Source organism: Micromonospora sp. NPDC085948, from assembly GCF_040686315.1.
Classification (GTDB): domain Bacteria; phylum Actinomycetota; class Actinomycetes; order Mycobacteriales; family Micromonosporaceae; genus Micromonospora.
Genome location: NZ_JBFBJW010000004.1, coordinates 452,713 through 476,990, shown reverse-complemented (window position 1 = coordinate 476,990; position 24,278 = coordinate 452,713). Strand labels below are relative to the sequence as shown.

General features: G+C 70.3%; 17 protein-coding genes and 1 pseudogene. 6 read left to right on the top strand and 12 right to left on the bottom strand.

Translation table 11 applies throughout. The annotated features are described in order from the left end of the window. Positions 1-4 precede the first annotated feature (4 nt). The 4 genes and pseudogenes from AB0O48_RS14690 to AB0O48_RS14675 form a co-directional block, all read left to right on the top strand. The gene (locus AB0O48_RS14690; protein ID WP_365065757.1) at positions 5-451 is read left to right on the top strand and encodes a TadE/TadG family type IV pilus assembly protein; all 447 of its coding nucleotides are present in this window, start codon (positions 5-7) and stop codon (positions 449-451) included. Then, positions 448-915: a TadE/TadG family type IV pilus assembly protein gene (locus tag AB0O48_RS14685; protein ID WP_365065754.1), complete on the top strand. Its 468-nt coding sequence runs from the start codon at positions 448-450 to the stop codon at positions 913-915. The genes AB0O48_RS14690 and AB0O48_RS14685 overlap by 4 nt, the downstream gene beginning before the upstream one ends. After that, the gene (locus AB0O48_RS14680) at positions 912-1,358 is read left to right on the top strand and encodes a pilus assembly protein TadG-related protein (protein ID WP_357243647.1); all 447 of its coding nucleotides are present in this window, start codon (positions 912-914) and stop codon (positions 1,356-1,358) included. Before AB0O48_RS14685 ends, AB0O48_RS14680 begins: the two co-directional genes overlap by 4 nt. A 14-nt stretch (positions 1,359-1,372) precedes the next feature. Then, a pseudogene (locus AB0O48_RS14675) lies at positions 1,373-2,392 on the top strand (LysM domain-containing protein); the annotation flags it as partial. A gap of 443 nt (positions 2,393-2,835) precedes the next feature. On the opposite strand, the gene AB0O48_RS14670 reads toward AB0O48_RS14675, so the two are convergent. Beyond that, positions 2,836-3,690: a DUF2231 domain-containing protein gene (locus AB0O48_RS14670; RefSeq protein WP_357243644.1), complete on the bottom strand. Its 855-nt coding sequence runs from the start codon at positions 3,688-3,690 to the stop codon at positions 2,836-2,838. A 185-nt stretch (positions 3,691-3,875) separates the two neighbouring features. On the opposite strand from AB0O48_RS14670, the gene AB0O48_RS14665 reads away from it, so the two are divergent. Beyond that, positions 3,876-4,691, top strand: coding sequence for a crotonase/enoyl-CoA hydratase family protein (locus AB0O48_RS14665; RefSeq protein WP_365065750.1), 816 nt, complete (start codon positions 3,876-3,878; stop codon positions 4,689-4,691). Here AB0O48_RS14665 and AB0O48_RS14660 read toward each other — a convergent pair. The 9 genes from AB0O48_RS14660 to AB0O48_RS14620 form a co-directional block, all read right to left on the bottom strand. Continuing rightward, entirely contained in the window at positions 4,678-8,367 is a 3,690-nt protein-coding gene (locus tag AB0O48_RS14660; RefSeq protein WP_365065747.1) for a discoidin domain-containing protein, read from the bottom strand. The two genes, AB0O48_RS14665 and AB0O48_RS14660, sit on opposite strands and share 14 nt — an antisense overlap. Positions 8,368-8,554: 187 nt before the next feature. Beyond that, on the bottom strand, positions 8,555-11,458 hold the full coding sequence (locus AB0O48_RS14655) for a discoidin domain-containing protein (RefSeq protein ID WP_365065744.1): 2,904 nt from the start codon (positions 11,456-11,458) through the stop codon (positions 8,555-8,557). Positions 11,459-11,599: 141 nt separating this feature from the next. Beyond that, positions 11,600-13,222, bottom strand: a complete 1,623-nt coding sequence (locus AB0O48_RS14650; RefSeq protein ID WP_357243632.1) for a glycoside hydrolase family 13 protein — start codon at positions 13,220-13,222, stop codon at positions 11,600-11,602. Positions 13,223-13,362: 140 nt separating this feature from the next. Beyond that, positions 13,363-14,250 carry a carbohydrate ABC transporter permease gene (locus tag AB0O48_RS14645; RefSeq protein ID WP_357243629.1) on the bottom strand — a complete coding sequence of 296 codons (888 nt, stop codon included), beginning with the start codon at positions 14,248-14,250 and terminating at the stop codon, positions 13,363-13,365. An 11-nt stretch (positions 14,251-14,261) separates the two neighbouring features. After that, positions 14,262-15,218 carry a sugar ABC transporter permease gene (locus AB0O48_RS14640; RefSeq protein WP_357243626.1) on the bottom strand — a complete coding sequence of 319 codons (957 nt, stop codon included), beginning with the start codon at positions 15,216-15,218 and terminating at the stop codon, positions 14,262-14,264. Between the two features lie 87 nt (positions 15,219-15,305). Further along, positions 15,306-16,685: an extracellular solute-binding protein gene (locus AB0O48_RS14635; protein ID WP_357571691.1), complete on the bottom strand. Its 1,380-nt coding sequence runs from the start codon at positions 16,683-16,685 to the stop codon at positions 15,306-15,308. Between the two features lie 333 nt (positions 16,686-17,018). Beyond that, positions 17,019-18,023: a LacI family DNA-binding transcriptional regulator gene (locus AB0O48_RS14630; protein WP_357243619.1), complete on the bottom strand. Its 1,005-nt coding sequence runs from the start codon at positions 18,021-18,023 to the stop codon at positions 17,019-17,021. Positions 18,024-18,513: 490 nt separating this feature from the next. Continuing rightward, positions 18,514-18,879, bottom strand: coding sequence for a hypothetical protein (locus AB0O48_RS14625; RefSeq protein WP_357571690.1), 366 nt, complete (start codon positions 18,877-18,879; stop codon positions 18,514-18,516). Positions 18,880-19,375: 496 nt separating this feature from the next. Further along, positions 19,376-20,851 carry an FAD-dependent oxidoreductase gene (locus AB0O48_RS14620; RefSeq protein WP_357571689.1) on the bottom strand — a complete coding sequence of 492 codons (1,476 nt, stop codon included), beginning with the start codon at positions 20,849-20,851 and terminating at the stop codon, positions 19,376-19,378. A 91-nt stretch (positions 20,852-20,942) separates the two neighbouring features. On the opposite strand from AB0O48_RS14620, the gene AB0O48_RS14615 reads away from it, so the two are divergent. After that, positions 20,943-22,019, top strand: coding sequence for a serine hydrolase domain-containing protein (locus tag AB0O48_RS14615; RefSeq protein WP_357571688.1), 1,077 nt, complete (start codon positions 20,943-20,945; stop codon positions 22,017-22,019). On the opposite strand, the gene AB0O48_RS14610 is transcribed toward AB0O48_RS14615, so the two are convergent. After that, the gene (locus AB0O48_RS14610) at positions 22,020-23,345 is read right to left on the bottom strand and encodes a deoxyribodipyrimidine photo-lyase (protein ID WP_357571687.1); all 1,326 of its coding nucleotides are present in this window, start codon (positions 23,343-23,345) and stop codon (positions 22,020-22,022) included. Further along, the gene (locus AB0O48_RS14605; RefSeq protein ID WP_357571686.1) at positions 23,342-24,265 is read right to left on the bottom strand and encodes a phytoene/squalene synthase family protein; all 924 of its coding nucleotides are present in this window, start codon (positions 24,263-24,265) and stop codon (positions 23,342-23,344) included. Before AB0O48_RS14605 ends, AB0O48_RS14610 begins: the two co-directional genes overlap by 4 nt. Between the last annotated feature and the right edge of the window lie 13 nt (positions 24,266-24,278).

Below are 24,278 nucleotides of genomic sequence, written 5' to 3'. Positions count from 1 at the left end.
CGGGATGCGCCGAACCCCGTTCCCCAGGTGGCGCCGGGCGGTCAGCGCCACCCGGCGCCGCCTCACGGGCAGCGAGCGGGATCGGGGCGCGAATCCGGTGGAGCTGGCCGTGATGATGCCGCTGATCCTGGTGCTGCTCTTCGCCTCGGTCCAGATCGCGGCCGTCTTCCTCGCCCGCTCGACCGCCTTGCACGCCGCACAGAGCGGTGTCAACGCGCAACGGCCGTACCAGGCGCCCAACGGTGCCGGTGTGGACAGCGCGACCAGCTTCCTCGAGGCCGCCGGCGGCTGGCTGGTGGGCTGGGACAGCACCGACCTGACCTGCGTGATCATCGACGAGGCCGAGGTCACCTGCACGGTGAGCGGCCGGTCCCTGTCGGTGGTGCCGGGTGTGGACTTCGCGGTGCAGCAGAGCGCCCACGGGACGGTGGAGAGGTTGACCGAGCCATGAGCCGCACCGCCGAGCAGGGCTCGGTCTCCATCGAGGTGGCGGTGCTCGCCCCCGCGTTCATCGCGCTGATGGTGCTGGCCGGCGTCGCCGGGCGTACCGCGGTGGCGGCGGAGGCGATCGAGGCCGCGGCCCACGATGCCGCCCGGGCCGCCTCGATCTCCCGGGACTCGACCACGGCCCGAGCAGCGGCGCTGAAGGCCGTCCAGGATCAGCTGGACTGGCGCGGGTTGGCCTGCGCCAACGAACTGAATCCGGAACTCACCGCCACGGTGGCTGGCCAATCGAGAAACTTCGACGATGCCTTCAGCAGCACGGCCGGTACGGACGCGACGGTGACGGTGACGGTGGTCTGCCTGGTGTCGCTCCAGGACATCTCACTCGATGTCCTGCCCGGAATGCCGGGCGAGAAGCAGGTCAGCGCGACGTTCACCTCGCCACTTGACCGCTACCGGAGTCGGGAATGACCGCGGACGTCCGCCGCCCCCTCGCCGGCGACCACGGCCGGGTGAGCATCTTCCTGGCGGTGGCGATGATCGGCGTACTGGCCATCGTGGGTCTCTCCTTCGACGGCGCCGGCCAGCTACGCAGCCTGCAACGTGCCGAGAACCTGGCCGCCGAGGCCGCCCGCGCCGGCGGTCAGGCCATCGACCGGGGGGCCGCGATCGACGGCCGGCCGACGCGGATCGACAGGGACGCGGCGCTCGTGGCGGTCACCAACTATCTGGAGGCCGCCGAGGGCACCAGCGGCCACACCGTGAGCTTCCCCGAGGTCGCCGGGGAGACCCTGATCCGGGTCACCGTCACGATCACCTACGACCGCACGATGATCGGGCCCTTCGTCCAGGACAAGACGGTCACCGTCACCGGCGATGCGACCGCGCGCGCCATCACCGCAGCAGCACCGTAGGAAGGAAGGCAGCCATGCCCGTATCGGCTGGGTCCGTCGCACGGCGGACCGGACGCGTCCTCACCGGCCTCGGCGCACTGGCCGTGCTGTGTGCGCTGCTGGTTGGCGCGCCGATCGCACTGCTGGCCTTCGCCGGCAATCCCCTGCCTGATCACCTTCCCACCGTCGCCGAGATCGGCACCGCGCTGACCAGCAGGGACGACGGCCAACTCTTCCTGCGGGCACTGGCGGTGGCCGGCTGGTTCGGCTGGGCCACGTTCGCCTTCTCCGTCCTCGTGGAGTTGGGGGCGCAGACCCTGCGCCGCCCGGCGCCGAAGCTGCCCGGGATGAGTCGCCAGCAGAAGGCCGCCGCCGCGCTTGTCGGCTCGGTCGCGCTGATCCTCGCGGCCAGTCCGGCCGCCGCCAGCGCCGCCGCGGTCTACGGCGCTCCGGCGTACGCGAGCACCAACGCACCGGCCGCCGCCACCCTGGCCGCGCCGACCCGGGTGGGCGCGACGCCCGACACGGCGGCCCCGCTGGCGCAGGGCGGGCTGGCGGGCCGGGCCGCCGCTCCCGGTGGCACGAGCGTCAACCACGAGGCCGCGCCCGTGTACCGGGTCGCGCGGGGCGACTACCTCGGCGAGGTGGCTGACCGTTACCTGGACGAGTTCGGCGACTACCGACAGCTCGCCAAGCTGAACAAGCTCGACGACCCGGACCGCATCCGCCCTGGTCAGCTGCTCCGGCTGCCCGCGGAGGCCGCCGACCAGGGCAACCGGAAGCACGCCACCGGACGGCTCGTCGACCGGCCGGCGGCACCGAAGCCGCCCGCGCCCCGGCCGGCGCCCGAACGGGCCGCACCGGAGCAGCCGGCCCCGCCACCATCCAGCGGTACGGAGTCGGCGGGCCAGCCACCCGCGATGACTGTCGGGGCAGCCCGGGCCGGCACCGAGGACCGGGTGAACCGACCTCTCGCCGTCTCGGCCGTACTGGCGGTGGCCAGCATTGTCGGCGCACAGATCGGCGCGGTCCTGGGGCTGCGCCGCCGTCCGGCCGCCGCCGGAGCGGCTCCCCGTCTGGCCGCGGCCCGCACGCCCCGGGGCGGTACGGCCCGGAGCATCGGCGGGAGCACGAGCAGCAGCGCGGGGCGGACCGGTGGTGGGGCGGCGGGAAGTGGTGCCGCCTGGGCCGCCAGCCGGGCGGCGGCGGCCCTCGAAGCGCCAGCAACACGCGACGGCGGCACGGCGCCGACCGGTGGTGGTGGCATGGCGTCTCGCGGCGGCGGTACCGCGTCGTACGGCAGCGGGATCGCACCTCCGGGCAGCGGAACGGCGCACACCGGTGCGTCCGCCTGGGGTGGCGACGACGGTTGGGCTGGCGACGGGGCTGACGGCGGGTTGTTCGATGGTGGGCACGGCCTGGACTCGATGCCGGAGGGGCCGTCGGTCGGTCGACACCGACGCAGCTGACGTCCCGGCGGGCGGGTTTGGAGACGCGGTCAGGGCAGGCGGGTCTGGAGCACGCCGTTCTGGATCCGGGTGGGCAGGATCTGCTGGTCGTTGCCGGAGGGACCCTGCATGACCTCGCCACCGTTGAGCCGGAACGCGCTGCCGTGCCACGGGCAGACCACGCAGGCGTGGCCGTCGATCTCCTGCACCTCGCCCTCGCCGAGCGGCCCGCTCTGGTGCGGGCAACGCTCCAACATCACGGTCACCTCGTCACCGTGCCGGTAGAGGATCACCGAGATGTCGTCGTCCACCTCTCGGGTGATCAGGGTGCGCTGCGGCAACGTCGCCATGTCGGCGAGCGAGTGCCAGCCGTCGGTCATCCGATGCAGCTCGGAGACGCTCTGGTTGACCTGCGCCCCCTGCTTGTACGCGAGGTGACCCCCGATGTACGCCCCGAGGCTCACGGTCGAGAGCCCGAGGAACCCGAGCGCGCGGCCGATGCCGTGCCGACCGGACAGCCGCGCGGCCAGCGAGCCGGCGTACAGCGTCAGGCCGACGGTGTTGGCGGCGGCGTGCACGAGGCCGACCCGGCGCTGGTCCCGGGCGAGTGCCGCCCAGTCGTTCAGTCCGGCGACCGCCGCCGGCACCGCGCTGACCGTGCCCAGGCCGACGAGCACGGTGGCGGGTCGACGTTGTCCGGGCATGAGGTCCAGCACGGCGGCGCTGATCCACGCGCCGACCGGCACCTGCACCATCGCCGGGTGCAGTGGATGCCCGAGCGTCACCCCGTGCAGCAGGTCCCGCAGCCGCCGCGGACGCAGCGTTCCCAGGACGACCTTCTGCAACCGGTCACCCGCGCGGTCCAGCCGGGATTCCTGCTCAACTTTCGTCAAAAGTGCTCGCACGAGTACCGACTTCCCGGCGATCGCCGTCGCAAACCGGTCGGCGACGACAAACCTGCCGCCCCGCCCACGCCGCCGATCTTGCACCTCCTGCCCCGACAACTCGGGACACAGGCCGCGAACCGGCGACCGAAAGTGCAAGATCGACGGGGATTGTGGGGTGGGGGTGGGGCGGGCATGCTGGCGGGATGGGTGTGCGGGTGACGCGGGTTGGGGCGGTTTGCACTGTGGTGCTGGATCGTCCGGACGTTCGGAACGCCGTCGACGGTCCTACGGCTCGGGCGCTCGCCGACGCGTTCCGGGCCTTCGACGCCGATCCGGACGCGTCGGTGGCTGTGCTCTGGGGGGCCGGTGGCACGTTCTGCGCCGGCGCCGACCTGAAGGCCCTCGCAACGCCGAGCGGCAACCGGGTCGAGCCGGAGGGGGACGGCCCGATGGGTCCGACGCGGATGACGCTCAGCAAACCGGTGATCGCGGCGATCTCCGGGTACGCGGTGGCGGGTGGGCTCGAGTTGGCGCTCTGGTGCGACCTGCGGGTCGCCGAGTCCGACGCGACGCTCGGGGTGTTCTGCCGCCGCTGGGGGGTGCCGTTGATCGACGGTGGCACCGTGCGGTTGCCCCGGTTGATCGGCGAGAGCCGGGCCATGGATCTGATCCTCACCGGCCGCCCGGTGCCGGCGGATGAGGCGTACTCGATGGGGTTGGTCAACCGGTTGGTGCCACCCGGCCAGGCGCGGGCCGCGGCCGAGGAACTGGCGGCGGCGATCGCCCGGCACCCGCAGACCTGCCTGCGCAACGACCGGGCGGCGGTCCTGGCCGGTGCCGGACGGCCCGAGCCGGAGGCGCTGGCGACCGAGCTGGCGTACGGGATGGATTCGCTGGCCACCGACGCGGCCAGCGGCGCGGCCCGGTTCGCGGCCGGCGAGGGCCGGCACGGCACGATGCCGCCGGGAGGGGTGAACCTCCCGGCGGCATCCGGTGCCGGCTGGATCAGTTGCGGTTGATGGTGAAGGTTGTCGTGGGGTTCTGGATGTCCACCGCGTTGTTGCTCAGCCGCAGGTTGTTGAAGGTGACCGACCCGACGGCCGGCCCCTGCCCGGCCTCCGGCATCGGGTTGGCCCAGATGGCGAAGCCGGACTTGGCGTCGTAGGCGTCACCACTCTTGCGCGCCCCGCTGATCGAGATGTTCGTGAAGACCGTGTCGGTGATCGGGTTCTGCGGCTGCCCGCCGACGTAGTTGGTCTGGAACATGATGCCGCTGTAGGTCGGATCGACGATGTCGACATCGCTGACCCGGATGCCCTGGAACACCTTCGAGGCGGAGAAGACCCAGATGGCCGGGAAGGTCTGCGAGCCCCAGAAGTGCCCGCCGGCCCGCACGATCGAGATGTTCTCGAACCGGGTCGGCGGGCTGGCACCGAAGCCGTTCATCGGGTAGCCGAAGTCGAGCGAGCTGATGGTGATGCCGGAGTAGACCAACGTGTCCGCGATGTAGATGTTGCGGAACGTGTTGCCGTAGCCGCCGTAGACGGCCACACCGGCGGCCCGCCAGGTGAGGGTCGAGGTCAGGTTCTCGTAGACGTTGTCCCTCATGTCGGCGCCGCCCGCGTCGATCGCCGAGAACAGCGCGAAGCTGTCGTCACCGGTGGCCCGGGCGTCGTTGTTGCTGACCAGGTTGTTGGTGCTCCCGTTGGTCATGTTGATGCCGTCGGCGAACATGTTGCGGATCCGGGAGTTCTTGATCGTCATGTAGTCGGTGTTCGCGCCCCAGTAGAGGCACACCATGTGCTCGTTCCAGATGTTGTCGATCACGATGTTCGACACGTTGGAGAAGTCGAACACCTTGCCCGGACCGTCGATCCGCGAGGTGTAGTTGCCGAAGTAGGCGAAGTTCTTGAAGGACGAGTTCGCCGCCGAGTTCTCGGCCCGGAAGCCGATGTCGGTGTTGTCCTGGCCCGACGGGGCGTTGAACCGGGTGTACCAGGGGCCGGCACCGGTCACCTGGACCGCCTTGCCGTACACCTGGAACTTCGACGAGGTGGAGTAGTTACCGGCCGGCAGGTACACCCCGATCAGGTTGCCGGTGGTGTCCATCCGCACCCGGTCCAGGGCGTTCTGCACGTCCTGGTGGGTGAAGCCGCCCGGCGTGGTGTAGCGGGTCGGGTCCGGGTTGGCGATCGGCGACACCTGCTCGGTGTTGATGAAGTCGATCGCGTAGTTGGTGGTGTTGGCCGAGTCCTTCTGGAGGCGGATCTTGCTGCCGGCCGGAACCGTCGAGTTGAGCATGACGTTGGCTTCGTCGTAGATGTGCCGCGGCCCGCCCGCGCTCGGCGAGTTGCCCGGGCTGGTCTCGTTGCCGTAGAGCCAGGCGTACCGGGACGTCAGGTCGATGGCCTTGTGGAACGTGCCGTTGACGTAGACGTTCAGCGTGGAGTTGATCCCACCGCCGCCCGGGGCGTCCGGGATGGAGAAGCGGGTGACAAGCGTGTTGGTGCTGGCCCGGGTGGTGAACTCGACGTAGCTGCCGGTCGAGTTGAGGGTCACCGCACGCCGACCGGACGCCTCGCCGGCCAGGTCGCCGACCTCCCGGTTCGGCCCGACGACGCTGGCGCCGCCGCCGACCGCACCGTCCTCGGCCTCGTACATGTCGTACGGCATGTTGGCGCCGCGACCGACGAAGAGCGGACGGTCGCTGGTGTTGTTGGCCTGCTTGACCGGCAGCTCGTTGCCGTCGGCCGCGAGCACCACCCGGACGGTGTACTTGCCGTTCGCAGCGGTCCAGGTGCCCAGGTTGACCGGGCCGACCGTGGCGCCGGCGTTGATCACACCGGAGTACGAGCCGGTCAGGGTACGGACCACGGTGCCGGACTCGTTGAGCACGGTGAGCGTGATGCCGTGCGAGCCGGACGCGGACGCCACAGTGCCGGCGTTGCGCACCGACACCGAGAAGGTGACCGTGTTGCCGGCCGACGGGTTGCCCGGCGACCAGGCCACCGACGAGGCGACCAGGTCCGACGTGGCGACCGCGCTGACCACCAGCGGGCTGGGGTTTGAGTAACTGTTGTTGGTGTCGTCGGACTCGACGACGGTGTGGGACTCGTCGACCTTCGCGCTGAGCGGGTAGCTGCCCGCGTCCCGGGTGCCGATGCTGGCGCTGACCGTGGTCGAGGCGCCGGCCGCGAGGCCGCCGACCGACGCGGTGCCGACCCGGGTGGAGCCCAGGTAGAAGTTGACTCCTGTCGCGCCGGAGGCCGCCGAGCCCGCGTTGCGCACGGTCGCGGAGAGCGTGATGGTGCTGGTCTCCACGGGTGCCGACGGGCTGAACGACATGCCGGTCACGGTCAGGTCGGGGTTCGGCGCGGGGGTGCCGAAGACCTGGAACTCGGCGACCTGTCCGGCCGGGGCGCCGGTGTTCGAGGCGATCGAGAGCCGGACGTCGGCCGCCGCACCGGAGACCGGGATGGTCACCGTGTTGCCGCTGCCCGGGTTGAAGCTGTAGTTCGCCGCACCGGCCAGAGTGGTGAAGGACGACGAGCCCTGGTCCCGACCGAGCACCGCGATGTTCTGCGTACGGGCACCCCAGGCCGAGTCCGGGTTCAGTTTCACCACGACCTGGCTGAGGCTGGCGTTCGCGCCGAGCTGCACGGTCAACGTGCTCGGGTTGCCGTTGCCCTCCCAGTAGGTCGCCACGTTGTTGTCGTTGGCGTTGGCGGCCACGAACGTGTGCACGTACCCGGAGGCGGTGATCGGCTTGCCGATCGCCAGGTTGCTCCCGGTCGGCGGGTTGCCGGTGCCGGTCCGGGTCACCGTGTTGCTGTTCGACGACTGGTTGCCGGCGGCGTCCTTGGCCCGCACGTAGTACGAGACGGTGGCGCTGTCGGACTGGCTGTCGGTGTAGGTGAGCGTCGAGCCGTTGACGCTGCCGCGCAGCGCGCCGCCCGCGTACACGTCGTAGCCGGTCACCCCGACGTTGTCGGAGGACGCCGACCAGGTGAGCCGGATCTGCCCGCTGGCGGGCTGGGTGTACGCCAGGTTGCCGGGGGCGCTGGGAGCCTGGGTGTCGGTGCTGCCGGTGGCGCCGTACACCTCGACCTCGGAGAGCTGCGCGGCCGGCCAGCCGGTGTTGCCGGTGACCTGCACCCGTACGTAGCGGGTGCTGGCGGCGGTGAAGCTGACGGTCGCGGTGTTGCCGCTGCTCGGGTTGAAGGTGTAGCCGGCGGACGCCTTCAGGGTGGTGAAGGACGAGCCGTTCGTGGAGCCGAGCACCGACAGCGTCTGGGTGCGGGTCTGCCAGTCCGACGCGGGCGGCAGCTTGAGCACCACCCGGTCGACGCTGACCGTGGCGCCCAGGTCCGCCTGGATCCACTGCGGGAACGCATTGTTGTTGCTCTCCCAGTAGGTCGAGGCGTTGCCGTCGTTGGCGTTGCCCGCCACGTAGTTCTGGTTGTAGCTGCTGGCGGTCATGGTGGCCGAGAGCCCGGCGAGCATCGCCATGCGCGCGGCGGCCGCGGACGGGTCGGCCGCCGGTGCCGCGGTCGCTGCGGGGGTGACGACCGGGGCGGTGGCGAGGAGCATCCCGGCGAGTGCGCCGGCGAGGAGCCGCCGGCTGCGGGCGGTGCGGGGGACGGGATTGGGCGCGCCGCTCGGCGGCGTGCCTCGTCTGGTGCCGTTACTGGACATGGGGTCGCTACACCTCTTTCGGGGGTGGGTGCGGGTGCGTTGCCCGGCGACGGGTGCAGGGGTACGCCCGTCGTTCCGCGACAGGTGGGGGACGGTGCGGGTGGGACGGGGTCGGCGGGCCGGGGCCGCGTCGCCCCGGAGCGCCGGATCGGGTGGCCCCCGCCCGGATCGGACGGGGGCACCCGGGCTAGCTGGAATAGACCTCGAACTCACTGAGCTGACCCGCTGGCCAGCCGGTGTTGCCGGTGACGGTCAGCCGCAGGTACCGCTGGCTGGTCGCCGTGAAGGTCACGGTGACCGTGTTGCCGCTGGCCGGGTTGAAGGTGTAGCCGGCGGACGCCTTCAGGGTGCTGAAGGACGAGCCGTTCGTGGAGCCGAGCACCGACAGCGTCTGCGTACGCGTCTGCCAGGCCGACGACGGTGGGAGTTTCAGCACGACCCGGGACACCGTCCGGTTGGTGCCCAGGTCCACCGTCAGCGACTGCGGGAAGGCGTTGTTGGCGCTCTCCCAGTAGGTGTTCGGGTTGCCGTCCACGGTGTTGGCGGCGGCGTACACGTCGGAGTGGCTGGTCTCGGTGACCGACCTCCCGGCCGCCAGGTTGCCGCTGGGCGGCGGGGTGGTCGGTGGGGCCGTGGTGGGCGGGGCCGTGGTGGGCGGCGGGGTGGTCTGGGTGCCGCCGTACACCTCGACCTCGGAGAGTTGCGCGGCCGGCCAGCCGGTGTTGCCGGTGACCGTCACCCGGAGGTAGCGGCGGTCACCGGAGGGCAGACCGATCGACACGGCGTTACCCGAGCCGGGGGCGAACACCCGACCGGCGGACGACGCCAGGGTGGCGTACGACGAGCCGTCGGTGGAGCCGAGCACCGACAGCGTCTCGGTGCGTTGCTCCCAACCGCTGGGTAGCTTGAGCACCACCCGGTCGACCGATCGGGCCGAGCCCAGGTCGACGGTGACCGACTGCGGGAAGGCGTTGTTGGCGCTCTCCCAGTAGCTGGCCGCGTTGCCGTCCACCACGTTGGTCGCCGTGTAGCTCTGGTTGGTGCTGGTCGCGGTCGCCGACCGGTTCAGCGCCAGGTTCCCCCCGCTGGTGGGCGGCGGCGTGGTGGTCGGCGGCGGCGTGGTCGGCGCCGGGGTGGTGGGTGCCGGGGTGGTGGGCCCCGGGGTGGTCGGCGGCGGCGTGGTGGGTCCGCCGCCCCACTGCGGGTTCGGCCACGGGCCGCAGTACGGAGTCGACGTGTACCAGCCGGAGTTGCCGCTGCCCTGGGTGATCTGGAAGCCACCGCCCACGCAGTTGTGCATCGGGTTGCTCTGCGCGATGTTGGTGGCCCGCACGTTCGTGAAGGACACCTGGCTGGGTGCCTGCACCTGGAGCGCGTACGTGCCGGCGCCGTCGATCCGCACGTTGCTCAGGTTGATGCCGCTGGTCTGGCCCTCGATCCAGTGCAGCGCCGCGTACGAGCTGTCCAGGATGTCGGTGTCGGTGATGTTGATGGTGGCCTGCTGGAACGACTCGTTCAGTGCGGAGAACCAGATCGCCCCGACGCCGAAGTTCCAGTTGTAGTCCGAGTTGCCGTTGCGGATCAACGTGTTCCGGGCGACCGTCCAGGTGCCCCGGACCGCGGTGTCGCCCTGCACACCCGGATAGCGGTTCGCGACGTGGATGCCGCCGCCGTTGGTGAGCGAGTCGGCAGTCACGTTGTCGGTGATCTTGATGTCCCGACCGCCGTAGCTGACCAGGTGGTTCGCCAGCAGGGTCACGCCGATGGTGTTGTGCGTGAAGGAGTTGTTGACGTTCGGCACGCTCTGCGCCCACATCGCCAACGCGTCGTCCCCGGTGTTCCGGACGAAGGTGTTGGTCACCGTCGAGTTGGTCACGCCGGTGTGGAAGTTCACCCCGTCCGCGGTCTGGTCCAGGATGCGACTGTTGCGGATCGTGAAGTTGTCCATCGGGCCGTCCATCCACGCCCCGACCTTGGTGTTCTCCAGCCACAGGTTGTCGACCACCGAGTTGGTCATCGCCCCACCCAGGGCGTTGACCTGGTCGTCGTCGATCCGCTCGCGGATGTCGCCGATGATGGCGAAGTCCCGCAGCGTCACGTTGCGGCTCGGCCCGTTCGCCTCGTGCGAGCGGACCGGGCCGGTGTAGCCGCCACCGGGGACGTACTTGCCGTAGATGCCGACGGACCGGTTCCGGTCCGTGGGATGCCGGCCGCCGAGCACCGAGTACCAGGGGCCGGCGCCGCGCAGGGTCACCCCGTCGACCACCACGTGGTCCCAGAGGGTGAAGGTGCCGGTCGGAATCCAGACCGCCCGGCCCTGGGCCTTACCGGCGTCGACAGCCGCCTGGAACTTCGCGGTCGAGTCGGTCGCGCCGCTCGGGTCCGCGCCGAAGTCGGTGACCACGTCGAGCACACCGGAGGGTTTGGTGATCGCCGGGGCGACCAGCTCGAAGTCGGCCAGGTCGATGGTGAACGAGGGCGACTGGGCGGTCGAGGAGACCTGGAACCGGATCTTCGTGCCGGCCGGCTGGGTGCTGCCGAACATCGCCCGGGTCTCGTCGTAGAAGTGGTGCGGGTTGGTGTCACCCGGGTTGTTGTTGAACGGGTATCCGCCGTAGTACCAGCCGTACCTGGACGTCACCGGGACCGACTTCAGCAGCGACCCGTTGGCCCGCAGATCGATGGCGGCGTCCCGGCCGGTGCCGGACGGGCTGTCCGGCAGGCTGTACCGGAAGGTGACCGCGTTGGCCGGCGCGGTGAGGGTGAACTCGACGTACTCACCGACGGCGTCGAGGGTGACCGCCTCCCGGCCGGACGCCTCGGACGGCAGCGTGCCGTAGCGCCGGTCCGGGCCGATCTTCGAGCCGTTGTGGGCGGCCTCCTCCGCCTCCTGCTCGAGAAACGGGACGGTGGCGCCCCGGCCGGAGATGTCGAAGGGGGACAACCCGGCCGCCGAGGCCGGAGTCGCGGTGCCGGTGACCGCGAGGGCGGTCACCGTTGTGGCGGCGAGCAGGGTGGCGGCGATGGCGGCCAACCCTGCCCGGGCCGGGTGTCGAAGGTGGTGCGGGGTGCCGGTGGTGTGGTTGGCCATGAGCTGCGCTCTCCCTTTCGTCAGGCAGGCCAGATCCCCCCGTGTCGGTGCGGTGTCGCGCGTCTCCCTCGTACCTCCTTCCTGGTGGCGTGGTGCCGGCGGCCGGGACGGGCCGCCGGCACCACGGCGAGCGGAGTCAGGTCAGGCCGGGCCGTCCGCCCCGCGCGGCCCGTCGGTGGATTCGGCGGTACGCAGCCAGACCGCGGTGTCGGACGGCAGCAACCCGTCGTCGAGCGGTCCGCTGGCCAGCAGCAACTCCCCCTGCACTGGCATCGACACCGCCTCGGCGGACAGGTTGACCACACAGCTGAAGCCACGGCCGCGGCTGAAGGCGAGCACCCCGTCCGGGGCGGGCAGCCAGGTCAGCTCGCCGTCACCGAGCGCCGGTTCGGCCCTGCGGGCCTGGATCGCCGCCCGGTACAGCTCCAGCATCGAGGTCGAGTCGCCGGTCTGGGCGCTGGCCGTCCGGTCCTTCCAGTCGGCCGGCTGGGGCAGCCAGGGCGTCGCGGCACCGGCGGGGCTGAACTCGAACGGCGGCTGGTCACCGGCCCACGGCAGCGGTACGCGGCAGCCGTCCCGGCCCGGGTCGATCCGGCCGGACCGTTCCCACATCGGGTCCTGCCGCAGCGCGTACGGGATGTCCTCGACCTCGTAGAGGCCCAGTTCCTCGCCCTGGTAGACGTAGGCGGCACCGGGCAGCGACAGCGAGAGCAGTGCGGCGGCGCGCGCCCGACGGGTGCCCAGCTCCAGGTCGGTGGGGGTCCCCTCGCGCTTGGCGGCGAAACTGAACCGGGTGTCGGCCCGACCGTAGCGGGTGACGTGTCGGGTGACGTCGTGGTTGGAGAGCACCCAGGTGGCCGGTGCGCCGACCGGCGCGTGTGCGCTCAGCGTCCCGTCGATGCTCTCGCGAAGCGCCGAGGCGTCCCACGCGCAGCCGAGGAAGTCGAAGTTGAACGCGGCGTGCAGCTCGTCCGGGCGCAGGTAGTTGGCGAACCGCTGCCGGTCCGGCAGCCACACCTCACCGATCAGCGCCCGCTCACCCGGGTAGGAGTCGGCGACCCGCCGCCAGCCCCGGTAGATGTCGTGCACCCCGTCGAGATCGTGGAACGGGTGCGGGTGGTCGGGTCGGACCTCGGGCAGCTCCCCGTCCTTGACCAGGAGCCCGGCCGAGTCGATCCGGATGCCGTCCACGCCCCGGTCGAACCAGAACCGCAGGATGTCCTCGAACTCCGCCCGTACCCGGGGGTGGTCCCAGTTGAAGTCCGGCTGCTGCGGGGCGAACAGGTGCAGGTACCAGTCGCCGGGGGTGCCGTCCGGGTTGGTGGTGCGGGTCCAGGTCTCGCCGCCGAACTCGCCGATCCAGTCGGTGGGCCGCTGGTCACCGTTGGGACCCCGGCCGGGCCGGAACCAGAACAGGTCGCGCTCCGGCGCGCCGGGTCCACCGGCGAGGGCCGCCTGGAACCAGGGGTGCGCGTCGGAGCAGTGGTTCGGCACCACGTCGACGATGGTCCGGATGCCCAGCTCGTGTGCCTCGGCGATCAACGCCTCCGCCTCGGCCAGGCTGCCGAAGACCGGGTCGATGTCGCGGTAGTCGGACACGTCGTAGCCGGCGTCGGCCATCGGGGAGGGATACCAGGGGCTGAACCAGATCGCGTCGACGCCGAGCGCGGACAGGTGGTTCAGCCGGGACCGGATGCCGGCGATGTCACCGATGCCGTCGCCGTTACCGTCGGCGAAGCTCCGGGGATACACCTGGTAGATCACGGCTCCACGCCACCACGGACTTCTGTCAGCTGTGGACACGAGCACCTGCTTTCTGCGTCAGTACGTCGGCGGGTCAGCCGGACCTGGATATGTGGCGGGCGAACGGTCGTTGTTCGCCGCGCGGGAGGATGCGGTGGTGGCTATCCCTTGATGCTGCCCGTGGTCAGACCGGACATGATGTTCCGTTGGAAGATCAGGAAGATGATGACAGTCGGGATCGCGGCGATGACCGACGCGGCGATCACCACGTTCATCGGCGTGCCACCGGCGAAGGTGTAGATGCCCACGCTGACCGTCCGGGTCTCCGGCGACGGCATGACCAGTTTCGGCCAGAGGAAGTCCTTCCACACCGCCGTCACGGCGAAGATCGAGACGACGCCGAGGATGGGACGCGACAGCGGCAGGATGATCGACCAGAGGGTGCGCAGTGACGACGCCCCGTCCATCAGGGCCGCCGCCATCAACTCCTCGGGAATCGAGTCGAAGAAGCGCTTCAACAGGAAGATGTTGAACGCGTTCGCGACCATCGGCAGCCAGATGGCGAACGGCGAGTCGAGCAGGTTGATGTGCAGGATCGGCAGGTCCAGCACCGTCACGTACTGCGGGACGATGAGGACCATCGCCGGGATCATCAGCGTCCCCAGCATCAGCGCGAGGATCACGTTGCCGAAGATCGGCCTCAGCTTGGACAACGAGTACGCGGCAGCCGCGTCGAAGACGAGTTGGAACAGCACCGCGCCGATCGCGTAGTAGAACGTGTTGAACAGCAGCTTGGCGAGGGCCAGGTTGTTCCACGCGTCGATGTAGTTCTGCGGCTGCGGATCCTTCGGAAACAGCGTCGGTGGGGTCTGGGCGATCTCCTGGCCGGACTTGAGCGCGCCGGTGACCATCCAGTAGAGCGGTCCGAGGAAGACGAGCGTGAACCCCGCCACCACGACGACCAGCAGCGTCCAGTAGATGACCTTGCCGCGCCCCCGGCTGAGCTGGGAGTGGGAGATGAGGGTCCGGGTTCCGGAATCCTGTGCCATTCCTCGCCGTCCTAGTCCTGTTTCGCAGTCAGCCGCACGTACACGGCGGAGAAGCCGGCCAGCACCACGAGCATGATCACGCCCAGGGCAGCGGCGCCGTTGAGGTCGTTCTGGAAGAACCCGTGCTGGTAGATGAGGTACGCCACCGAGGTCGCGGAGTCCTCCGCGCCCGCGCCGTTGGCGAGGATCAGTGGCTCGATGAAGAGCTGCATCGTGGCGACGATCTGCAACATCGCCAGGAGCGCGAGGATCAGCCGGGTCTGCGGGATCGTCACGTGGACGATGCGCTTCCAGATCCCGGCGCCGTCGAGTTCGGCTGCCTCGTACAGCTCCCCGGGGATGTTCTGCAACGACGCCAGGTAGATGAGCACCGCGCCGCCCATGTTCATCCAGGTCGACGCGACCACCATGGCCGGCATCGTCATCTCCGGCGACTGCATCCACTGCGAGGTGGGCAGGTGCAGCGCCTTGAGGATCGCGTTGAAGAGCCCGGCCTCGCTGGGGTCGTACGCGTAGAACTTGAACAGGAACAGCGCCGAGGCGGGCGGCAGCATCACCGGCAGGTAGACCAGGATCCGCAGGTAACCCTTGGCGTGCCGGAACTCGTTGAGCAGGATCGCCACGAAGAACGGCACCGCGTACCCGACGACGAGCGCGAGCACCGTGAAGTAGAAGGTGTTCTGCCAGGCCGTCCAGAAGCTGGGGTCGGCGATGATGCGGGTGTAGTTGTCCCAGCCCACCCAGGTCGTCTCGCCACGCCGGGTGCGCTGGAAGCTCATCACGACGCCGCGGACCATCGGGTACCAGGAGAAGACGACGAAACAGAGCACCGCGCCGATCAGGAACGCGTGACCGGTGAGGTTGTCCCGTACCTTTCGGCCGAGGCTGGTGCGCTGCGGCCTCGCCGAGTACGGCGACGGCGGGCGGCCCGGTTTCCTCGGGGTCTCCGGGACGGTGGTGATCGCCAAGGCAACTCCTGGTTGAGTCGGTGACGTCGACGAGGTGCGGCGGATGGTGTGGGGGCCGGGTCGGCGTCCCGGCCCCCACACGATCGGTCAGCTCTCTGCGGCGAGGAGCTGGTTGACCTTCTGCTCGGCGGTCTTGAGCAGCGCGTCGATGTTCGCGTTCGGGTTGGTCAGCACGCCGGACATCGCAGCGTCGAGCACCGCGTAGACCGCCTGTGCGTTACGCGGCTCACCCTTGATCGGCACCGGGGTGGCCTCGAAGAGCGCGAAGTTCGCCGTGTCGACGTTCGCGTTCGCCTTGCGCAGTTCCAGCTCCTGCTTCTGCGCCTCACTGCCGTTGGCGAAGAGCAGCGGCTGGGGCAGGCCCACCGGGTAGTTCTGCGGCTTGGCCCGGACGTAGTCGAACTGACCCTTGCCCGGCGTGAGCTTCTGGTACGCGATCCACTTCATGCCGGCCTTGACCTGCTCGGGGGTCAGGTCCTTCTTGAAGAAGTAGCCCTCGCCGCCACCGAGCGTCCCCTTCGCCGGGCCGTCCTGGCCGGGCAGCGGGCTCATCGCCCAGTCCTGGAACTTGCCCTGGAACTGGCTGACGATCGCCTGGGTGGCGTCCGGTGCGCCGATGAACATGCCGACCTTGCCCGCGCCGGCGTTCGTCAGCAGGTCACCCCACTGCAGCAACTGGCGGGCGCCCATGCTGTTGTCGCCGTAGCGCATGTCCTTGATGTTCTGCAGGACCTGCTTGCCCTGGGCGTTGTTGAAGTCGGCCTTCTTGCCGTCCTCGGTCAGCATGCGGCCGCCCTGCGAGTAGAGCAGGGAGGTGAAGTGCCAGCCGCCGGTGTTGCCGGCGCTGTACTCCGAGTAGCCCGCGATGCCGTTGCCGAGTGCCGAGATCTTCTTGGCGGCGGCCCGGACGTCGGCCCAGGTCTTCGGCGGGTTGTTGGCGTCGAGCCCGGCCTGCTGGAACAGGGCCTTGTTGTAGACCAGACCCATCGAGTAGTTCTTGACCGGCACGGCGTAGAGCTTGCCGCCGTCGGTGAAGACCTCCTTGAGCGCCGGGTCGACGCTGTCCCAGGTGGAGATGTTGTCCTTGTTGGCGTACTGGGTGATGTCCATCGCCTGACCCGAGTCCAGCACCTGCTGGAGGTCGGTCATGTAGCCGTAGAACACGTCGGTCACGGTGCCGCCGGCGAGGCGGGCGGTGAAGTCCGGCGGGTTGTTGCACTGCTCCCCGACGCTGACGCTCTTGACGACGATGTCCGGGTTCTGCCGCTGGAACTCGGCGACGTCGTCGTTCCAGTTCTTCAACAGCTCTTTCTGGGCGCCGACCGGCTGGCAGTCGACCGTGATGGTGACCTTGCCGCCGGCGGTCGTGTCCTTGTCGTCGCTCTTCGTGGAGCACGCCGTGAGGCTGAGCCCCAGGCCGGCCACGAGCGCAACCGCCGCAGCCTTTCGGTATTGCGGTACGGACATCTGTCCATCCCTTCGGGAACGGGTGACTCCAATGACCTTCGCTGATCTGCGGTGATACGACCTGACGCCCAGTAGCTGCGTCGGAGCCAGGTGTGAGTGGAGTCACTGTAGCGAGGGGGACTCATTTCGGCAAGGTATCGACCCTGTTCCGAAAGGACACGACGTGATTACGGCAGATGTTGGCAAACTCGTGAAAGCAGCCGGATATGGCGGCCTTTGACCCGTTATGAAGGGCCATTCGGACAGGTCGATGCTGCGCGACGTTCGCAGCGACGAAAACGGCCGCCGACCGCCGGGAGCGGTCGACGGCCGAAGCGTCGGGTGGAGTGGTCGCTAGCGACCGGGCGCGGGAGCGGTCGAGCCGCGGACCACCAGCTCGGGCTCGAACAGCAACTCGTCGTGCAGCACGCCGGCACCCTCGATCTGGGTGACCAGCAGGTCCACGGCAGCCTGCCCCATCGTCTCGATCGGCTGCCGCACCGTGGTCAGCGGCGGGTCGGTGCACGTCATGAACGCGGAGTCGTCGAAGCCCACCACCGACACGTCGGCCGGCACCGAACGCCCCAACCGCCGGGCCGCACGGATCGTGCCCAACGCCAGTACGTCGCTGGCGCAGATGATGCCGGTCACGCCGCGCTCGACCAGTTTCGTCGCGGCGACCCGCGCACCCTCCATCGAGAAGCTGGACCGCTCGACACACTCGGCGTCGGCCTCGTCCCAGCCCGCGGCCTGGATCATCGCGTCCAGCTTGCGGCGGGACGGCACGTGCCCCTCCGGGCCGAGGACCATCCCGATCCGTTCGTGCCCGAGCGAACGCAGGTGCCCGTACGCCTGCTCGACCGCGACCGCGTCGTCGGTGGAGACCCGGGGGAACCCCAGCTCGTCCACGCCCGCGTTGACGAGCACGACGGGAAGGCCCCGGTCGGTCAGTCGACGGTAGTGGTCGTGTCGAGCGTCGGCGAGCGCGTACGAGCCACCGGCGAAGATCACCCCGGACACCTGGTGGTCGAGGAGCATCTCCACGTAGTCCATCTCGGACACCCCGCCGATGGTCCGGGCGCAGAGAGCCGGGGTGTAGCCCCGCTGGGCGAGGGTCCCGGTGACGACCTCGGCCAACGCCGGGAAGATCGGGTTCTGCAATTCGGGCAGCACCAGCCCGACCAGCCGGGCGCGTTCGCCACGCAGCTTGGTCGGCCGCTCGTAACCGAGTACGTCGAGCGCTGTCAGCACGGCGGTCCGGGTCGCCTCGGAAACCCCGTCACGGCCGTTGAGCACCCGACTGACGGTGGCCTCGCTGACGCCCGCCTTCTTGGCAACTTCAGTCAACCGCTTGGTCACGGTCGCAATCGTACGTCACCGCGATGAAAGAAATGAACAGCAAAATGCCCGACGTTTGCTGTCCGGCTGCCGCAATCTTCCGTTCGTCGTACGGGGGGCATCGGCCGACGAGGCCCGCAAGCTGGTCGTACGCCAGATGCCACCGAGCGCGCCACGAGCAGCGGCCCCACAAGTGAAGACCCGACGCCGCCCTCCCCTACTGGGGTGTTGGTAAGAACCGAGACACCAGGGGCCAATTAGTTGATCTTCGTGGGCGGCCGGCGGGGGTTGAGCTGGTGTCCCGGTAGGGGACCGCTCACCGGGCATCGGTCGAGGTAGTCGGCGTGGTCGCTCCACCGGCTTTGCAGGGTCGGGGCAGGCGACTGATGGTGCTCCACTGTGTGAGTCGGGGTGCCTGCGCCATCCCAGCCCAGGGCTTTGTCAACGCCCGGGATGACCGCGGGCCCGTTACCCCCGGCACCGGGGGTAACGGGCTCATCTGCGAGCTGGTCTACCCGAGACAGATGGCGACGGCCGTAAGGTTTTGAGCCGTCGTTCCCCGGTTGGAGCCTCGTACCGCCCAGCCGTTGCCTGACGCGAACGAGTCAGTGAGGAAGATGTCGAACCCGGATGTCTGTCCGCCTCCTCCGGTGATGATCGTGCCAGCGGGGCAGGTAGCGAAGGAGATGTTGTTCGCGCCGGCCAGCACTGTTACGGAAGTCCCTGTCGTTTGAGACAGTGCAGTCATCCCGGACGGCTTCTTACTCGAGGCGGGACTGGTGTCAGCCGCGTTCGCCCCGCTCAGAGGAACGACCAGCAGAAGACCACTGATCGATATTGCCGCTGCGCTGCTGATGAACAACTTCTTCTTCTGCACGCCTGGTTCTCCCATCGATTGCTGAACAAGAGAGACATTCGACCGGACGGTCCGCAGCAGACTACTAACAGCCAGTGATCAGTCACATCGTCAGATGCAGATCTAAAGATGGGCCAAAGTTCGACGCATGACCCCGGCAGGCAACAAGGACGTGACAGGCCTAGACCTTCCACCCACTCACCGACTTTGGCACCGGGGCCGGATCCGGCGCCAGCAACAGATCCACCCCGCCGCAGCGGAAGCCCGAGAGTCGATGTGCGACCCCGGCGTCCAGGTAAGGCTCCCAACTCCACGACCCGCACGCGCCCGGGTACACCCCCGCATCAACTGCGCCACTCCGGGCTGACCCATCTGGCTGCCAAGGCCGGCGCCCAAGATTCGCAGCAACATCAGGGATGTTGCTGCCTCACGCAGGCCGGAGGCAGCAACATCCGGGAAGTTGCTCGGATCTTGGGCGAACGGCGCGAGGCGCACGGCGCACGGCGCACGGCGGGCGTCAGGACAGGTCGTGTAGCGCGGACTCGATGGCCCGGTGGAAGGTCGGGTATGCGTAGATCATGTGGCGGAGCTGACTCAGCGGCACCGCCGCGTGCACCGCCACGACCAGCGCGGAGAGCACCTCGCCGCCGGCCGGACCGACCGACGTCGCCCCGATCAGCACCCCCTGGTCGGCGTCCGCGACGAGCTTGATGAAACCGTCGTCGCCGACCCGGTGGATCCACCCCCGGGTCGAGCTGCCGAGCTTCGTGAAACCGACCTGCACGTTGATGCCCCGCTCGCGGGCCTGCCGCTCGGTGAGCCCGACCGCGCCCACCTCGGGATCGGTGAAGGTCACCCGGGGCAGCGCACGGTAGTCGGCTCGCGGAACGGTGCCGGCCGACCCGCTCGACCCGCTGGCGGCCAGCGCGCTGGACGCCCCCATCGCGCCGCCGACCACGCTTGAGGTGCCGCTGGCGTCCGCCCCCGCCGCTGTCTGTCGAGCGCGGGCGAGGATGTCGGCGATCACGATCCCCGCCTGGTACATGGCGATGTGGGTGAAGGCGCCCTCGCCGGTCAGGTCGCCGACCGCCCAGACCTCATCGGTGACGTGCAGACGGTCGTCGACCGGCAGGTACCGCTGGCTGGCGTCCACACCGATCGCGTCCAACCCGAGTTCTTCCAGGTGCGCCTTGCGCCCGGTGACCACCAGCAGCCGGTCGGCGGTGAACTCCGTGCCGCCGCCACCGCGCAGGGTGAACCGGGTGCCGTCGTGCTCGACCCGCTCGGCGCGTACCCCGGTGTGGATCTCCACGCCGTCGGCGCGCAGCGCCGCGGCGGCGACGTCGGACGCCTCCGGCTCCTCGACGGCCAGCACCCGGTCGAGTGCCTCCACCACGGTGACCCGCACCCCGAAGCGGGCGAAGACCTGCGCCAGCTCCAAGCCGATCGCGCCGCCGCCGAGCACCAGCAGCGACTCCGGCAGTTGGTCGGCCTCGATCGCCTGGTGGTTGGTCCAGTACGGGGTGTCGGCGAGGCCGTCGATCGGCGGCACCGAGGGCCGGGTGCCGGTGCCCAACACGATCCCGTGCCGGGCCTGGAACACCTGGTCACCGACGCGGACCCGACCGGGACCGTCGAACCGGCCGCTGCCGCGTACGAGCCGGCCGCCCTTGCCGACGAACCGCTCGGCCGCGACCGTGTCGTCCCAGGTGTCGGTGGCCTCCTCCCGGATGCGCTTCGCCACCGGCGCCCAGTCCGGCTGGACCTGCGCCGTTCCGGCGAGCCCGTCGACCCGGCGCGCCTCGGCGAGCGCGTTGGCTGCCCTGATCATCATCTTGCTCGGGATGCAGCCCCAGTACGGGCACTCCCCACCGACCAGGTCCCGCTCGATGCCGACGACACTCAGGCCGGCCTCGGCGAGTCGCCCGGCGACCTCCTCGCCACCGACCCCGAGCCCCACCACGACCACATCCACCAGCTCCGGCTCCGCCACCGGAACAGCATCCCCCAGCGACACCACCGCGACCACCGGGGTAGGCGAAAAGTCGGCACACTCACCGGTCCGGGGCGCCTACGGTGTCGGGATGCACGCACGCTTCGCTCCGGTCCGGGACTGTTTCCACGACCTGTTCACCACCGGTCGGGAGACCGGTGCCGGCCTGACCATCTGGTACGACGGACAGCCGGTCGTCGACCTGGTCGGCGGTTTCCGCACCGGCGCCGGACCCGACGGTGAACAGTGGCGGACGGACACGCTGGCCAACGTCTACTCCGTTGGCAAGCCGGTGGCCGCGCTCTGTCTGCTGATGCTCGTCGACCGGGAGCGGGTCGACCTCGACTCGCCCGTCGAGCGGTACTGGCCGGAGTTCCGTACCCCCGCCACCGTGCGTCAGGTGCTGTCGCACACCGCCGGGCTGCCGACCTTTCCGGTGCCCCGGCCCGCTGCCGCGATCGCCGACTGGGCGCTGCTCGCCGGCGACCTGGCCGCCGCCGACCCCGAGTGGCCGCCGGGCTCGGTGGCCGGCGAGCACGCCTGGACGTACGGGCACCTGGTGGGCGAGCTGGTTCGCCGCGTCGACGGGCGGTCGGTGGGCCGGTTCCTGGCCGAGGAGATCGCTGGCGCGTGGCGGCTCGACCTTGGTTTCGGGCTGGCCGAGACGGACCAGCGGCGCTGCGCCGAGATGCGCTACGGCGACCCGGGGTGGCCGGGTCGGAAGCTCGGCGAGCCGGGCTCGCTACGGGCGCGGGCGCTGGGCAACCCGGCCGGTGGACTGGACGTGGCCGTGCTGAACAGCCCGCTGTGGCGTAGCGCCGAGATGCCCGCGGTCAACCTGCACGCCACCGCGGCCGGCCTGGCCCGGCTCTACGCCGGCCTGCTGGCCGGCGGCGTCCTGGACGGCGTCCGCCTGTTCAGCCCGGAACTGGTGGCGGAGGCGACCGGGGTGCAGTACGACGGGCCGGACCTGGTGCTGGACCGCCAGGCCCACTGGACCCTCGGCATGCAGTGGGAGCCGGACGGCAGTTGGGGCATGGGCGGCATCGGCGGCAGCAGCGCGTGGGCCGACCCGCAGCGCGGTTACGTCCTCGCGTACGCCACGGCGCACCTCGCCGAGCACGACCGGGTCGACGAACTGGCCGAGGTGTTGCACTCCTGCCTCTGATCAGCGCAGCCAGACCGGGTCGGTGCCCGGCACCGAGAGCGGCGGCGGATAGTCGAGCGTCTGGCGCAGCGCCTCGGGCAGGCGCCACGGTTGGTGGATGGCCTTGCCCTGCACCGTCGCCAGCTCCGGCACCCACCGGCGCACGTAGTCGCCGTCCGGGTCGTACCGCTCGGCCTGCCGGACGGGGTTGAACCCCCGGTAGGGCTTGGTGTCGTTGCCGGTGCCGGCGACCCACTGCCAGTTGCCGGAGTTGTTTGCCACGTCCCCGTCCAGCAGCCAGCGGAAGAACACCCTCACCCCCGCACGCCAGTCCTGCCCGAGGTGCTTGGTCAGGTAGCCGGCGGTGATCAACCGGGCCCGGTTGTGCATCCAGCCCTGCGCGCGCATCTGCCGCATTCCGGCGTCGACGATCGGCATCCCGGTCCGTCCCTCGGTCCAGGCCGCCAACGCGTCGTCGTCGTAGCGCCACTGCTCGGTGGCACCCCGCCGGTACGCCGCGGTCGAGATCTCCGGAAAGGCGGCGGTGACCTGGTAGTAGAAGTCCCGCCAGCAGATCTGCCGAACGAACGGCCCGGACCGGTCCCCGGCGCGGTTAGCCACCGCCAGCGGGGACACGCAGCCGAAGCGCAGGTACGGGCTGAGTCGGGAGGTGTCGTCGCCGGCCATGTCGTCGTGCTGGTCGCCGTACCGGTCCAGGTCCGGCAGCCAGTCGGTGAGCCGTGCCTGGGCGACCCGCTCGCCGCCGACCGCCGCGTCCGGCGAGTCACCGGCCGGCAGCGCCGGCAGTCGGCCCACGCTCACTCGGTCGGGCAGGGCGATCCGGCGCGGCGCGGCCAACTCCTCGCGCCACCGGCTGGCCGCCCAGGCGCGGTGGTAGGGGCTGAACACCCGGTAGTGGTCGCCGCCACCACCGGGCCGTAGGGCGCCCGGCTCGACCACGGTCAGTCCGGGAAACAGTCGGAGGTGCAGCCGGTGCCGCTCGCACTCCGCGCGCAGTCGCCGCTCCCGGCGTCGGGCGTGGTGGCTGACGTCGGCGGAGAGCGCGACGGCCGAGGCATCGACCTCACGGGCCAGCCGGATCGTCTCGGCGACCGGGTCACCGTGGCGTACCACCAGGTCGCCGCCGCGCTCGCGCAGCTCGGCGCGCAGGTCGGCGAGGGCCTGGTGCAGGAACCGGGTGCGGTTGGCCGACAGGTCGGCCAACTCCGGGTCGAGCACGTACAGCGGCACCACCCGGTCGAAGGCCGCGCAGGTGGTGGCCAGCGCCGGGTGGTCGTGCACCCGCAGGTCGCGGGTGAGGAGCACGATCGCGGTGCCGACGGTCACCGGGCCTCCGGGTGGACCGTCGGCCCGGGGATGGTGACCGGCGTACCGGTCGCGGTGAGCAGTGCGCGCGCGGCCACCGCCATCCGTCGCCGTTGCGGCACCAGGGCGCGCCCGGCGAAGACGTCGTAGTCCAGCGCGGCGACCTCGTCGAGGATGCCGCCGTACAGGGCGTACGCGGTGCGCATGCAGGCCTGCGAGGCCGGCTCCAGCATGGTGATGCCCGGCGCGGCGGCCGCGTAGTGCGCCTGGGCGCGGGTCACCTCGTACTCGATCAGCTCACGGGTCCGGGGCGTGCCGCGGCCCCGGGCCCGGGCCTCGGCCAGCTCGTCGCGGGTGACGCCGAACTTCGCCAGGTCCTCGTCCGGCAGGTAGGTGCGCCCCCGGTCGAGGTCCTCCGCGACGTCCCGGATGAAGTTGGTGAGTTGGAAGGCGAAGCCGAGCTGTCGCGCCGGCTCCCGTGCCGCCACCGGGTCGGAGGTGCCCAGGATCGGCAGCATCATGGTGCCGATCACCGCCGCCGAGCCCTCCATGTAGTCGAGCAGGTGGTCGTAGGTCGGGTACGCGGTGACGGTCAGATCCATCGCCATGCTCTTCAGAAACGACGCAAAGTCGTCCCGGTCGAGATCGAAGACGGCGATCGTGTGCAGCACGGCCGGCAACAGCGGGTCGTCGACGGCGGCGCCACGCAGGCCAGCCATGAACTGGCTGGCCCAGTCGTCCAGGCGGGCGGCCCGCTCGGCCGGCGGCAGGTCCTCGGTGCGATCGACGATCTCGTCGGCGTAGCGGGTGAACCCGTAGAGGGCGTGCACATGTCGCCGTTTCCATGCGGGCAGCAGTCGGGTGGCGAGATAGTAGGTGCGGCCGTGACGTCTGTGCAGCTCACGACACCGGTCATAGGCAGCGGTGAGATCTGTTTCCACCGGCCCTCCCTCA

Coding starts and splice junctions, on each gene's coding strand:
- AB0O48_RS14615 (WP_357571688.1), top strand. CDS start 20,943: ATGCACGCACGCTTCGCTCCGGTCCGGGACTGTTTCCACGACCTGTTC.
- AB0O48_RS14690 (WP_365065757.1), top strand. CDS start 5: ATGCGCCGAACCCCGTTCCCCAGGTGGCGCCGGGCGGTCAGCGCCACC.
- AB0O48_RS14680 (WP_357243647.1), top strand. CDS start 912: ATGACCGCGGACGTCCGCCGCCCCCTCGCCGGCGACCACGGCCGGGTG.
- AB0O48_RS14655 (WP_365065744.1), bottom strand. CDS start 11,458: ATGGCCAACCACACCACCGGCACCCCGCACCACCTTCGACACCCGGCC.
- AB0O48_RS14685 (WP_365065754.1), top strand. CDS start 448: ATGAGCCGCACCGCCGAGCAGGGCTCGGTCTCCATCGAGGTGGCGGTG.
- AB0O48_RS14645 (WP_357243629.1), bottom strand. CDS start 14,250: ATGGCACAGGATTCCGGAACCCGGACCCTCATCTCCCACTCCCAGCTC.
- AB0O48_RS14665 (WP_365065750.1), top strand. CDS start 3,876: ATGGGTGTGCGGGTGACGCGGGTTGGGGCGGTTTGCACTGTGGTGCTG.
- AB0O48_RS14660 (WP_365065747.1), bottom strand. CDS start 8,367: ATGTCCAGTAACGGCACCAGACGAGGCACGCCGCCGAGCGGCGCGCCC.
- AB0O48_RS14635 (WP_357571691.1), bottom strand. CDS start 16,685: ATGTCCGTACCGCAATACCGAAAGGCTGCGGCGGTTGCGCTCGTGGCC.